This window comes from Oscillibacter sp. (assembly GCF_032060045.1).
GTDB lineage: Bacteria > Bacillota > Clostridia > Oscillospirales > Oscillospiraceae > Oscillibacter.
Genome location: NZ_DAMBZJ010000004.1, coordinates 27,992 through 40,491, shown reverse-complemented (window position 1 = coordinate 40,491; position 12,500 = coordinate 27,992). Strand labels below are relative to the sequence as shown.

Here is a 12,500-nt window from a genome sequence, read left to right as displayed (position 1 = left end):
AGGATTCCAAACCGCCGTCTTGCAGTGTGGTTTTACCCGCGCTGCCAATGGACGGAGCATCCGCTTCGGTGCTGTTATTGACCTTGGCCTTCACTGCACCACCAATGGAAACAGCCGTGCACTTTCCGGCGCCCTCTCCAGCCTTGTAATAGCCGTTGTCCAGACGTGTGACGCCAGAGGGGTTTGCCACGTTTGCCAGCGCGATATAGCCAACCACCACGGGCGCGCCGCCGTCTTTCATATTGCCGGTGATTTTGCCGGTGGCCTTGTCGATGGCGATGCTGTCAATGGAAGCGGGGGACAATTCCCAGGCCGAATCGGGATACACATTCATTCCGCCTGCTCCCGAGTCCATTCCCGGAAAGATCGCCGTCCCGGAGGCAACGCCAGAGGGATTGGTTCCGTTTGCCGCCAGAGGCAGACGGATGGGCACCAGCTGTCCGCTGGTCTGGGGATTTTCCGGGTCTGCAATCGCTCCGGCGGTGGCGCTCCCGGAGTATGTAACCCAGCCGTAAATTACCTGACCACGGCCATCCACCAGATAACCCTGAGAGTCAAACTTAAAGTCGCCCACGCGGCTCAGCTCTAGATTCTGGGCATCGGTCGCCTTCAGCGTGTTGGCAACTTCACCCGCGCGGGGTTTTTGACCTGTGAGGAAAAACCCGTCGCCCGTAATCATGCAGTGCATGGAGTCGCCGTCAAAATTAAAGTTGGCGGTGCTCATGTCCATAGAAATGGAGCCAATGTTCACACCGTAGCCCACCTGAGAGGGGTTCACGCCGCCCATCTGCGTTGTTCCGTTGGAACCGGCGGAAAGCGTGGTGTAGATCGCCTCGCTGAAAAGGGTTTGGGACCTCTTATAGGCCGGAGTATTGATGTTGGCAATATTGTTGCTGATGACGCTGAGCTTGTTCATATGGGCCTTCAGGCCCGCAATCGCGGAATACATTGCACCTGTCATGGAAAATAACTCCTTTCGGTCGGCGCCGCCGGGGACTGGTCAATCGGACCTTCCCCAGAGCATCCTTCCGGTCCTGCTCTCTGTTTTACAGGATCACGGCGCCATCAATGTTTGTAAAAATGTTTTCTTTCATCTCCTCGGGAGACATGGCGGTGATTACCCGCCCGTTGGGAACGTTGATGATAAATGCCCGGGTGGTGTCAAACGCCAGAATGTTATTTGCACCCTTGGCCTGTGCTTTTTCCACCGTGTCGCTCAGCCGGTCCATTAACTGTTCATCCACGGAAATGCCGCGCTGTTCCGCCCGCTCCCGGGCGTGCTTGGAAAATGCGACGGACTGGCTTTCCCGCTGGCGCTGCAAAAGCTCCTCTCCGAAGGAGGTCTGTTTTACCTTGGTGGCAGAAGTCTTTGTGGAAAATCCGCCGTTTTGCAGGAGAGATATCCTGTCAATCATTGCTCTCACTCCTTTGACGGTCTGACTGATGGAGTAAAACCGTCCTCTTGGTCATCAAAACACAGAGTCGGTGTACTTGGGTTCAGAGGGGTATAGTCCCAATTCTTTTCTATTCGTGGTCAGGTAAGCGGCCCACCGCCATGATGCTGCTCATGCTGTAACTCTTTCCATTCACAAATACCACGGGGTTGCCGTTATATGTACCCGTGCCGGTGACCGTTCCCACAAGCTCCTGCATCTTCCCGTCCGAGTCGTAGGATCCGATGGTCACTTCTTTTCCCACCAAAGAGGCGGAATAGTTCAGCGTGACGGCATCCGTGATGTTGGTAATGGCTTGCACCATGGACATCTGCACCATCTGATTCAGCATATCGGTGGTAGAAGCGGTGTTTTCCGGGTCCTGATTCTGGAACTGGGCAATCATCAGTTGCAAAAAGCCCTCCATTTGCAGACTCATTGCGTTGGACTTGCTGCTTCCCGCCGCGCCGATCTTGCCTACGTTTGCGATATCGCCGATAAAGTCGCTCATTAAGTCGCTCCTTTCTTTAAGAGAAACCGAATCGTTCAGCTCACCTGCCCGTCCAGCGTGACCAGACCCAGCCGAAGCTGTTGGAGAAAGTCCTCGCCACTCTGGCGGCGTTGGTCCTGCTGGCGGCGACTGTGCTCCTGCTGCCGGCCCTGCTGCTGGCTTTGCTGCTGATACTGCTGGGCCTCTTCCTGCTGCCGGACCTGCACCTGCACCGTGCTCTGGTTGTTGCTTTGGAGCAGTGCGCTCAGGCTGTCCGCGTGGCGGCTCAACAGATCCGCTGCCTTTTCTGTGGTCGTGTGGAACACCACCTGCAACGCGCCGTCCTGCGTTCGGGTCAGGTCAATGGTCAGGGTACCCAGGCGGTCGGGGGTCAGGCGAAGCTTCACCTGCTGTGCGCCGTCCTTCAGTGCCTTACCCACCTGCGCTGCGAGCTGCTCGTCCACGTCCGTCCGGATAGTGTCCACCACGGGCTCGCCCACCTTCACGGGAATGGCATCCATCTCGCGGAACAAAGGTTGGGGGGCTCCCACGCCGACATTTTCGGGTTGAAGGGCTTCATTGCTTTGAGAACTGCGAAGCAGGTCGGCGTATTCACTCTGCGTCTGTGCGCCTGATCGTGCTCCAGTATTCTCCGAAGACAGAGTTTGTGTGGTTTGGGAAGTCTGGGCTGCTTGCGTGCTCTGGGTACCTTGGAACAGGTTCCCGTCCTGCCCCGCATCAGGGGTTCGGGCTGTGTGAAGGGCGGCTGTCTCCTGTCCCAACGAGTTCTCTTGCTTTGAGGTAAGGCCTCCCTCGTTCAAAAGCCCGGTTTGCACAGGGCCGTTTTCCAGAGCCGTTTCTTCACCCATCTGTAAAACTGCGGGTGCAACCACCTGCGTCTGAACTTCCTCTGGCAAAAGCGCCTCTGTCTGCACCTGCGGCAGCTGAGCCTGCGACATCAGCATCGCCATGGCCGCCGTCACGTCCTGAAGGGTTTTGTCCTGCGGGTCCTGCGTCTGTTTTTCCTCCGATTTTCCGGATCCGGGCTGTGCAGCTGTGTTCGTCCTCCCCGCATCGGTGCGGTTTCGCATCAGCTTTTCAAAGTCGGACCCACTGTCTTTGGATATTTGGGTGCCGTCAGTCACGTTGATTTTCTGCGTCCGGGTCTGCGCATAAATCTGAGCCATTTGCAACAATTCGTTCGTCATCATCATCTTCTCACCTCCTTTCAGTGAATTGGGGTCACGATTTATGATTAAGGCGACACGCTCCGCGCAAATCCACTGCGGGCGCACACCAAATCATCAATAAACTGTTCCTCGCTTTTTTCCTGCTCTTTTGTATAGGCTAAAAACTTTTTCTCCCGCAGCTTTTCTACGGAAGATGCGTCTTGCTTGGCGATTACCAATTCCCGCCGCTTGGCCTCTTCCTGCCTTCGGAGAGCGTTCAGCTTTCCCGCCTCCCGAACGCACACGGCCTCCTCCACCTGCAGTGCGGTTTCATAGGCCCGAAGCTCTGCAATCCGCATGCCATCTGCCTTTTTCTCCCGGTACTCCCCGTTGATCTTCCCGTATTTCTCCCGCGCGGCCTCCAACGCAGCTTCCTGCCGCCGGACCTCCGCCGCAAGCGCACCCAGTTCCACCTGAATGGAGTCCTGAATTTGTCGGCGATAATCCAGCACGGTATCCAGCGAAAAACAAAACTTTTTCACGCCTTGGCACCTCTTTCCGGCAATTGCCTTTACTGGAGAATGCGTTCCATCTCTTCCACGGTTTCCTCATAGGAAAATGCCTCGTCCACGCCCTGCTTTAAAAATGCGTCGATGGCGTCAATTTTGCCCAGCGCATAGTCGAGCTTTGGGTTCGTCCCGGCTTTGTACGCACCGATGGACACCAAATCCGAACTTTTTTCATAGACGCTCATGATGTCCCGGACGCGGCCCGCCGTCCTGCGATTTTCCAGGGGCACGATATCCGTCATCAGACGGGAAATACTGGCTCCCACGTCGATAGCGGGATAGTGGTTGGCGGCGGCCAGCCGCCGGGAGAGAACAATATGCCCGTCCAGAATGCCTCGGACAGTATCGGCAATGGGCTCGTTTGTGTCGTCTCCCTCCACCAGAACGGTGTAAACCCCGGTGATGGAGCCGCGCTCGAAATTTCCGCTGCGCTCCAAAAGCTTTGGAAGCTCCGCGTAGATGGAGGGGGTATATCCCCTGGCCACAGGCGGCTCGCCCACGGCAAGGCCGATCTCCCGCTGGGCCATTGCAAACCGGGTGAGGGAATCCATCATCAACAGCACGTCATAGCCCTGATCTCGGAAATATTCCGCGATACCGGTTGCCACGGACGGGCATTTTTTGCGGAGCATGGCAGGCTGGTCGGAGGTGGCCACCACCAGAATGGAGCGGGCCATGCCCTCCTCCCCCAAATCCTTGCGGACGAAGTCCAAAACTTCCCGTCCACGCTCGCCCACCAGCGCGATGACGTTGATGTCGGCCTTTACGTTTCTTGCAATCATGCCCATCAGGGTACTCTTGCCCACGCCAGAGCCGGCAAAAATGCCGATGCGCTGGCCTTTTCCGATAGTAAGAAGTCCATCAATGGCTTTCACGCCGAACTCCATTCGCTCCGTAATGGCGGGGCGAGAGAGAGGATTGATGTATTTGCCCTCCACGCAGTGAGATGTCCCGGCCTCAAAGGCGGGGCCGCCATCAATGGGTTGGCCCAGTGCGTTGATAATGCGTCCTCTGAGAAACGGGCCCATGGGGAGAACGAGCTGCTTTCCTGTATTGCGGACAAAGTTGCCGGCGGAAATACCGCTCATGTCGGAGTAAGGCATCAGGAGAATGCGGTCGTTTTTAAACCCCACCACCTCGGCCGTCACCTGATCTCCGGTGTCGCCGTTGTATATGCGGCAAATGTCGCCCACGGCGGCGTTTTTCCCCGAGGCTTCGATCGACATGCCGACAATATTCTCGATCCTTCCCGTCAGGCTGAAGGTATCGGCGTTTTGAAGCTGTTGGATCATTTGGCCAAACACGGCTGCTCCTTTTTCACCGGTCGCCCGGGCGTCGTCCAAAATTTTGGGATGGACCATCGTCCGGCGAAATGTTTTCCAACATCGCGCGGATATTGGCCATCTGGGTGGGGGCGCTGGCGTCAATGATCGCGTCCGGCGTTTCGATAATGCAGGTGCCGCCCTCCTCCTCCGCCACAGGAATGATGCGGATATGGTCGGACAAGCCGGAAAGCGCCCGGGTCAGCCGGGGGGTAATCTGGGCAAGGCCCTTTGCGTCGCATCCGGAGACGTAAATGTGGACCCATTCCCGGTTTTTCATTTTCTCTGTGGCGTCCTGAATCATCTTGGCGATCACGCCGCTGGAGCTTTTCAGGCTGATGCGCACCACCTTTTCCGCAACCGCCACCGCAAGATCCCGCATGTCGTTTTTGGCATCGTCCATTAGCTCATCTTGCGCCAAAGCGACATTTTCCAAAAAAGTTTGAAGCTGTTGCTCCAGCTTGGCGGCCTGTGCCTCCCGCCGCTCCGCCAAGTCCTGCTCCGCCCCGGACATGCCCTCGGCATAGCCTTCGCGATAGCCCTCCCGGCGGGCATCCTCCCGAATTTTTTCCGCCATAGTTCGTGCTTCGGCCCCGGCAGAGGATTTGATTCGCTCCGCTTCCTCCTTTGCCGCCGCCAGAATGGCCTCGGCCTGTACATTTGCAAATTGAATCCGTCCAGCCGCAGCAAGGGGTTCTTCCGTTTGTTCTAGTCCCCGAAAATCGTCCCTTTCCTTGGCCGGAGAAGCGTCCGAACGGGGCGCGCCGTCTACAAACAGCTCGTCTAAAAAGCCCTCCCGCAGATCTTCCTCTGCGTCTTTTCCCGCCGCCAATGGTGTTTCATCCTGAAGATTGTCCGGAAACAGATAGGGCTCGGCCTTGGGTCTTATAAAGTTTTTCAGGACACTCCCGTTACGCAATGATGTCGTCCTTTCCGCTCTTTATGATGATAATTTCGTTCTGCTCTTCCAGCTTGCGGATGATATCCACAATGCGCTGCTGCGCTTCCTCCACGTCTTTCATGCGGACATTGGTGGTAATTTCCAAATCATCTCGGATGTTCTGCGCCATACGGGTGGACATATTGGTAAGCAGCTTGTTGGACACGTCGTCGGTGGCCGCCTTGAGCGAAAGCACGATGTCCTTGGGGTCGCAGTCCCGCAGGAAACGCTGAACCGAGCGGTCGTCCATGCTGACCAAATCTTCGAAGACAAACATCCGCTTGCGGATTTCGTCCGCCAGTTCCTGATTATAAATGGACAGCCCATCGAAAATACTTTTCTCGCTGGAACGATCGATATTGTTCATCATATCGGCCACAAAGTCAACGCCGCCCACCTTCACATGCTTGCTGCTGATAATGGTGGAGAACCTGCGGCCCATCTCCGCCTCGATAATTTTCATGGTGTTGGGAGAAGGGCTTTCCATTTTTGCCATGTTCTCCACAACCTTGATCTGCTTGGCGGGGTCTAACTGCTCCACCACGTTGGCGGATTTGCCAGGGTTGACGTAAGACAGCACCAGTGCGATGGTCTGGGGCCGCTCATACTGCAAGGCGGAGAACAAAGCTTTTGCATCCGCCTTGTCCAAAAATGCAAACTGCCGGTTTTTCATGGACTTTTCCACTTTTTCCAGCAGCTGATTTGCCGTCTGCTCTCCAAACGCCTTTTCCAAAACCGTTCTTGCATATTCCAAGCCGCCTTCGGTAATGGCTTTGTTGGTGAGGCACAGCTCATAAAAATCGCCTAAGATATCCTCCGTTTGGCGGGAATCCAGATACCCAAGCTTCGCAACCTCCAGCGTCAAGGTTTCCACATCGTCGGAGTCCATGTACTTGTAAATCTGAGAGGCCTTGTCCGCGCCCAGCGAGACAATCACCGCCGCGGCTTTCTGAGGCCCGGTGAGGACGGGCAACGGCTTTTCCCTCGCAGCCTGCTGGGGGCGGGGCAGCTCATCGCGATTTTCGCCGGCAAAGTTTGCGGCGGCAGCCTGTGTCTTTTCGGCTGCGCCGCTTGCAACACCCCTGGTCTTTCGGGAGTTACTCATCCTCCTCGCCTCCCCTCAGCCAATTTTTCAGCATGTGCGCGGCCATTTCGGGATTCTCCTCCGCAAACTTGCGGATGCCCTGGCGGAGCTGAATGCTCTTTTCCGTTTTGACGGTCATAATATCGGCACCATTTAGGGGCACGTCAACTTCCGCCACCTGAGGCGAGGCGATCTGCGCCACCATGGGCGCTGCGGCCAACGCCTTCCGTTTTTTACGCCTGCCTCCCAAAATAGCCAACAGGAGCAGCAGCAAAAGCAGCAGCGCACCGCCGCCTATGGCGGCCGGAAGTACCCACGGGGGCAGGTTCAGCTCGTTTCCTCCGGGGACAATCCCCCCGTCGGGATCATAGAACGGAGCCAGTAAAATGGAGATTTTATCCGTCTGTTCGTTGGGCGCAATGCCTGCGGCATGGCCCACATGGCTAAGCAGCTCAGCCGGGGTCATGCTGCTGGAAACAGCGCTGTTAATACTGACTGACACCATCAAGTCGGCAACAACGCCTGCCATCCGCTCCGTCTGCTGCTTGTTAGTATCCACGTTGTAATTGGTTTCGCCCTGATTTTTTATGTAGGTTTTCTCGTCGTCCACGCCGGTTTGGTTTTCTACATAGGTATTGATGTCCGCATTGGTCTGGTTCCCTGCCACACCGCCGGCCGTGTCGCCGTTTCCGCGAACAACCTCCTGATCGTAGACCTTGGAACCGATAATCCCTTCCCCGCCGGTGGAGCCGTCGCCCGCCCAGTCGGGAAGCGTATATTTCGTGCTCTCGCCCACGGTGTGATCCACGTCCACGTTGCTGCTCACCGCCACGCGGACATTATCCGCGCCATAAAACGGAGAGAGCGCCATCATGATCTGAGAGCGAACCTTGTTGTCCACCTGCTCTTCCAGACGAAGCTTCAGTTCGGACGCGTCCGTTGCCCCGGCTGTGCCACCGGCGCTGGAATAGACGTTGCCCAGAGAGTCGGAAATGGCAATATTGTCAATTACCAGCCCCTTTACCGAATGGGCCACCAAATAGCGGATAGCGGATGCCACTTTGTCGGGAAGCGCCCCGTTCCCCTGCATGGTCACAAAGACCGAGGCGGAGGCGTTTACCATATTGCTGCTGTCCAGCACGTAGCGCCGGTCCTCTCCCTGCGTAATGTTGACCACCGCGGATTTCACGCCGTCAAAGCGCCGGATAACGCCCGCCATCCTGTCCTGCAAATCCTGCAAATACGCCATTTGCCGGTCAGAATCCGTCGACATCGCGCCCACGCCTTTGCGATATGTCTCATAAGCAAAGCCGGAGGTGGGATAGCCCGCCAACAGCAAATCTGCCTTTAACTGCTCTTCCTGTGCCTCCGGCACCAAAACGGTGTCTGTGCCCTGTACTTGAAAATCCGTCGCCCCGTTATCCCGCAAATAAGCGGAAATGGAGGTGATCTCCTCCGGGCTCAGGTCCGTAAATAAAACTGCGTAAGGCCGATGACTCATGACAACGGCAAAAATGACGCTGGCCAAAATCACCGCACCCAGCGCGCAGCCTAAAACGATCCGTGCCCTTTTACTCATCTTGGCAAAAAACTCTTTCAGTTTTCCGCCAAAGCCCCTCAGCGTCTCCTGCAATTTGCTTTACCCCCACCTAAACTTTAAAAACCGCCTGTTACAGGCTGATACGATTCAGCTCACCATAGGCGTCCAGTGCCTTATTTCGTAGCTGAATCAGCAGCTCCACGGCGGCAGTTGCCTTCGTGGCGGCAATCGTCGCCTCCGCAGGATTGTCCAACTGGCCCGTAGCCAGAAGGTACTGCGCTTCCACCAATTCCTTGTCAGTGGACTTCACATTGTCAATGGCCGTCTGAAAAATATCCGCGAAAACTCCGCCGGTATCCTCAGTTTTACCGCCATTTGTTTTCTGCGCCCCACCCAACGCGGACAAGTCGGAAATCGGACGGATCGTGGATTGAATTCCCGTAAATTCCGTGCTCATTAAACCCTCTTCTCTCCCGGCGTCTCAAGCGCCTCCGGGTTGCATCCCCGTACGCGAGGTGCGTGTTTTATTTTTATTTGCCGATTTCCAGCGCCTGATTGATTACGGTCTTCAGTGTGTTCAACGCCGTAACTCCAGCAGAGTACACCTGCGTAGCGGCCATGGCATCCGTAACCTCTTTCACCAGTGTCACGTTGGGCAGCTCCACATAGCCGTTTTCATTGGCGTCGGGATGGGTGGGATCGTACAGCAGCTTCAGGTCAGACGGGTCCTCGGCGATCTCTGTCACCCGGACGCCCCCAGCGGTGTTGTACCTTGCGTTGGACGAAAGAGAGCTGCGAGCCAGCACATTGCGAAAGCTGTCCCGCCCATCCTGCGCCTCAAGCACCACCATCTTGCGCCGGTAAGCGCCGCCGGCCTCCGTGCGAGTAGTGTTCATGTTGGTGATATTCTCCGACACCACGTCCAGCCGAAGCTGCTGCGCCGTCAGTCCGGAGCCGATGATGTTCATAGTACTCAAAAAAGCCATGTTATTTCCTCCTCACAAATCCGTCCCCGGGTCATTGGCCCTTGATGGCGGTGCGTAGGATATTCAGGTTGCTGTTGATGGAATTCATCGCATAGCGGAGCTGATAGGTATTTCGCGCCAGCTCTACGCCCTGCTCAGTCATGTTTACACCGTTTTCATCCATCCGGGTGCTTTCGCTGCTTGCAGTGCGAACCGCAGGCCGAGCATTATCCAGCACGCTGCGAAACGCCGCGGCAGGGGCCGATGCGCCCGAGGCCGATTTCAGGCTTCTTTTTAGGGATTCCTCAAAGGTAACATATTTTGTTTTATAGCCCGGCGTCTCTGCATTTGAAATATTATCCAAAATTGCAGTTTGCTTCGTCCAGAGGAAACGCATGGAACGTTCCATCATCAATTCCGAGTTACTTGTTACATAGTCCATTCTTTCCGCTCCTTTCGGCCTTGTTTCGCACAGGAGGCAACTTTTTCAATTTTTCGGCTCCCAACCCTTAGCGCGGCTGATTTGTCAATGCCATATTATAAGGTGTTTTAGTATAAAAAGCAACAAAAATCTTCATAATTTGTCGAAAATTACATTTTTTACTCGAATTATACAAATTTTTGCGATATTAAAGCATTTTCCCGTGATTTATGAGGCATATAATACGCATTCTCATTTGAATATTTGTGTTTAGCCGTTTTTGAAGGTTTTTTCCTTTTTTGTTCTTGCGTATTTCAATTACGCACGTTATAAACCCGCATTTTCGTAAGTTTTAACATTTTATTGTTTTTGAAAGTAACTACTTATTCTGTAACTTTAAGATTTAAGTGTTTTTTATACGATTATCCCTTTATTCCGTGAATATGTATTCATTTCCATTTTTAGTTTTTATTACCTTCCATTTTCAAAATTAACTTGTTTTTTAATATCCTGCAATGTGACCTAAGTTCTTTTGTGTTTTTAAACAAAATTTTCAAAAGACCGCAAATGTAAATGTTTGCTTACTTTTTTGTTTCTGGCGGACGCGGATGGGTCGTAGTTGCCCCCGCTTTCGGGAAAAAATTCTTGAGAGTACAAGGTGTAAATGCTATACTTAACGCAGCATCGGTCCTCTGAACAGACAGACCCGATCGGGAAAGGACGCTACCAATATGGAGATCCTTGCGGATTATCGCGCAAAGCTGCGCACACCGGAGGAGGCAGTCCGGGCGGTGAAATCCGGCGACTGGGTGGATTACACCACCAGCCTCTGCTTTCCCGCGCTTCTGGACGGGGCACTGGCGAAGCGCCGCGACGAGCTGACGGATGTTAAAATTCGTGGAAACCTGATTTTTTCCCCTCTTCAAACGGTGGAGTGCGATCCCAGCCGCGAGCACTTTCTTTACAATTCGTGGCACTGCTCCGCCTACGAGCGTACACTCTGTGACCGTGGTCTTTGCAATTACATTCCTATGATTTTTCGGAACATAACCGCTTATTACCGTCATTTTCTCACCGTGAACGTGGCCATGATGTGCGTGCCCCCGATGGATAAGCACGGCTACTTTAATCTCTCCTGCGCGGCCGGCGTGGCACGAGGGATTTTAGAGAAGGCGGACGTGGTTATTCTGGAGATAAACGAACACCTACCCCGCATCTTGGGCGGATTTGACGAGTCGATCCACATCTCGGAAGTTAACTTCGTGGTAGAAGGCACGCATCCGCCCCTGCCTCAATTTCCCGTTCCCAAGCCCACGGAGGAGGACTTAAAAATAGCGGAGCTGATTGTACCCCGAATCCCCTCCGGCGCAACGCTCCAGCTTGGCATCGGCGGTATGCCAAACGTGGTTGGCACCTTACTGGCTCAATCCGATCTGAAGGATTTGGGGATGCACACGGAGCTATGCGGCGACGCATACTACGAACTGCATCGCGCCGGTAAGCTCACCGGCGCCCGCTGCGCCATCCACCGCAACAAGGGAATGCTGGGCATCGTCTTCGGCTCTCAGACTCTGTACGACTGGGTGGACGAAAATCCAGGCATTGCCGCCGCTCCACTGGAATACGTCAACGCACCAGAGACCATCGCCCGAATTGACGACATGATTTCCATTAATAGCTGCATAGCCGCAGACCTCTATGGGCAGGTGTGTGCCGAAAGTGCCGGGCTGCGCCATATCAGCGGCACGGGCGGACAGCTGGACTATCTGACCGGCGCGGCCATGTCCCGGGGCGGCAAGGCATTTATTTGCATGACCTCCTCCTACATGGATAAATCCGGCGTCCGGCATTCCCGGATTCTCCCCCACTTTGGCGGAGACATTGTTACGGACCCCCGCAGTCAGGCCTATTTCCTTGTGACAGAAAATGGCGCGGTAAATCTGGCGGGCCGTTCCACATGGGAGCGCGCCGAGATGTTGATTTCCATTGCTCACCCGGATTTTCAGGATGCACTGATTTCTGCTGCACAGGATCAGAAAATCTGGCGGCGGTCCAACAAGTGACGTTTCGGCAAAATACTTCCTACGTGTTTTTAGCGACAGCTGGTTTGCTGTATCATATAATAATAAAGGGAGACGGCGCGATTGAATCGCGCCGTCTCCCTTTTATTATCATTGCAATGCGAGTAAATCCACCCGCTATCTGCTCAGCACCTCATAGCCGTTGTCATGCAGCTCCCGCTCGATGTCGTCCACATGCTGAGCGTTTCGCGTCTCCAGCACCATGGACAGGATGCACGCCCCCACATCGGCGTGCTTATCCTCACGGGAGTGGTTTATGCTGAGAATATTTGCGCCGGTGTCCGACACCACCTGAAGAAGGCCCAAAAGGCTTCCCGGCTTATCTGCAATTTTTGCGGAAAACTCCGCCAGCCGTCCTGACTTGGAAAGGCCCTTCGTAATAATACGGGACAGCGTGGTGACATCCACATTTCCTCCGGAGACCAGACACACTGTCTTGCGGTCCGTCACGTCCACCTTCCCGAACATAACGGCGGCCACCGGGAC

13 protein-coding genes and 1 pseudogene are annotated in these 12,500 nt (G+C 54.8%); 1 reads left to right on the top strand and 13 read right to left on the bottom strand.

What is annotated here, in order from left to right:
- The 12 genes from RT018_RS02800 to RT018_RS02745 form a co-directional block, all read right to left on the bottom strand.
- The coding region (locus RT018_RS02800) for a flagellar hook-basal body complex protein (RefSeq protein WP_312939028.1) at positions 1 to 961 on the bottom strand (961 nt) is incomplete at its 3' end.
- Between the two features lie 85 nt (positions 962 to 1,046).
- Complete coding sequence (locus RT018_RS02795) at positions 1,047 to 1,415, bottom strand: TIGR02530 family flagellar biosynthesis protein (protein WP_312939027.1); 369 nt, start codon at positions 1,413 to 1,415, stop codon at positions 1,047 to 1,049.
- A gap of 109 nt (positions 1,416 to 1,524) precedes the next feature.
- Complete coding sequence (locus RT018_RS02790; protein ID WP_312939025.1) at positions 1,525 to 1,944, bottom strand: flagellar hook capping FlgD N-terminal domain-containing protein; 420 nt, start codon at positions 1,942 to 1,944, stop codon at positions 1,525 to 1,527.
- Between the two features lie 35 nt (positions 1,945 to 1,979).
- The gene (locus RT018_RS02785) at positions 1,980 to 3,137 is read right to left on the bottom strand and encodes a flagellar hook-length control protein FliK (protein ID WP_312939023.1); all 1,158 of its coding nucleotides are present in this window, start codon (positions 3,135 to 3,137) and stop codon (positions 1,980 to 1,982) included.
- A 41-nt stretch (positions 3,138 to 3,178) separates the two neighbouring features.
- Positions 3,179 to 3,634, bottom strand: a complete 456-nt coding sequence (gene fliJ, locus RT018_RS02780) for a flagellar export protein FliJ (RefSeq protein ID WP_312939022.1) — start codon at positions 3,632 to 3,634, stop codon at positions 3,179 to 3,181.
- Positions 3,635 to 3,663: 29 nt separating this feature from the next.
- Complete coding sequence (locus RT018_RS02775; RefSeq protein ID WP_312939021.1) at positions 3,664 to 4,965, bottom strand: FliI/YscN family ATPase; 1,302 nt, start codon at positions 4,963 to 4,965, stop codon at positions 3,664 to 3,666.
- A 13-nt stretch (positions 4,966 to 4,978) separates the two neighbouring features.
- Positions 4,979 to 5,902 carry a FliH/SctL family protein gene (locus RT018_RS02770; RefSeq protein WP_312939020.1) on the bottom strand — a complete coding sequence of 308 codons (924 nt, stop codon included), beginning with the start codon at positions 5,900 to 5,902 and terminating at the stop codon, positions 4,979 to 4,981.
- Positions 5,895 to 7,028, bottom strand: coding sequence for a flagellar motor switch protein FliG (fliG, locus tag RT018_RS02765; protein WP_312939019.1), 1,134 nt, complete (start codon positions 7,026 to 7,028; stop codon positions 5,895 to 5,897). The genes RT018_RS02770 and fliG overlap by 8 nt, the downstream gene beginning before the upstream one ends.
- A complete protein-coding gene (gene fliF / locus RT018_RS02760) occupies positions 7,021 to 8,640 on the bottom strand; it encodes a flagellar basal-body MS-ring/collar protein FliF (RefSeq protein WP_312939018.1) in 1,620 nt (539 codons plus the stop codon). The genes fliG and fliF overlap by 8 nt, the downstream gene beginning before the upstream one ends.
- Before the next feature lie 37 nt (positions 8,641 to 8,677).
- Complete coding sequence (locus RT018_RS02755; RefSeq protein WP_312939017.1) at positions 8,678 to 9,004, bottom strand: flagellar hook-basal body complex protein FliE; 327 nt, start codon at positions 9,002 to 9,004, stop codon at positions 8,678 to 8,680.
- Between the two features lie 73 nt (positions 9,005 to 9,077).
- Positions 9,078 to 9,533, bottom strand: coding sequence for a flagellar basal body rod protein FlgC (gene flgC, locus RT018_RS02750; protein WP_312939016.1), 456 nt, complete (start codon positions 9,531 to 9,533; stop codon positions 9,078 to 9,080).
- Between the two features lie 31 nt (positions 9,534 to 9,564).
- Positions 9,565 to 9,954, bottom strand: a complete 390-nt coding sequence (locus RT018_RS02745; protein WP_312939015.1) for a flagellar biosynthesis protein FlgB — start codon at positions 9,952 to 9,954, stop codon at positions 9,565 to 9,567.
- A 710-nt stretch (positions 9,955 to 10,664) separates the two neighbouring features.
- Here RT018_RS02745 and RT018_RS02740 point away from each other — a divergent pair.
- Complete coding sequence (locus RT018_RS02740) at positions 10,665 to 11,996, top strand: acetyl-CoA hydrolase/transferase C-terminal domain-containing protein (protein ID WP_312939014.1); 1,332 nt, start codon at positions 10,665 to 10,667, stop codon at positions 11,994 to 11,996.
- Between the two features lie 135 nt (positions 11,997 to 12,131).
- On the opposite strand, the pseudogene RT018_RS02735 reads toward RT018_RS02740, so the two are convergent.
- Positions 12,132 to 12,500: pseudogene (locus RT018_RS02735) on the bottom strand (threonine ammonia-lyase); the annotation flags it as partial.

Bases quoted from the DNA above. Each gene is read 5' to 3' on its own strand.
- RT018_RS02795 (WP_312939027.1), bottom strand. From the start codon at position 1,415: ATGATTGACAGGATATCTCTCCTGCAAAACGGCGGATTTTCCACAAAG.
- RT018_RS02745 (WP_312939015.1), bottom strand. From the start codon at position 9,954: ATGGACTATGTAACAAGTAACTCGGAATTGATGATGGAACGTTCCATG.
- RT018_RS02790 (WP_312939025.1), bottom strand. From the start codon at position 1,944: ATGAGCGACTTTATCGGCGATATCGCAAACGTAGGCAAGATCGGCGCG.
- fliG (WP_312939019.1), bottom strand. From the start codon at position 7,028: ATGAGTAACTCCCGAAAGACCAGGGGTGTTGCAAGCGGCGCAGCCGAA.
- RT018_RS02755 (WP_312939017.1), bottom strand. From the start codon at position 9,004: ATGAGCACGGAATTTACGGGAATTCAATCCACGATCCGTCCGATTTCC.
- flgC (WP_312939016.1), bottom strand. From the start codon at position 9,533: ATGGCTTTTTTGAGTACTATGAACATCATCGGCTCCGGACTGACGGCG.
- RT018_RS02785 (WP_312939023.1), bottom strand. From the start codon at position 3,137: ATGATGATGACGAACGAATTGTTGCAAATGGCTCAGATTTATGCGCAG.
- RT018_RS02740 (WP_312939014.1), top strand. From the start codon at position 10,665: ATGGAGATCCTTGCGGATTATCGCGCAAAGCTGCGCACACCGGAGGAG.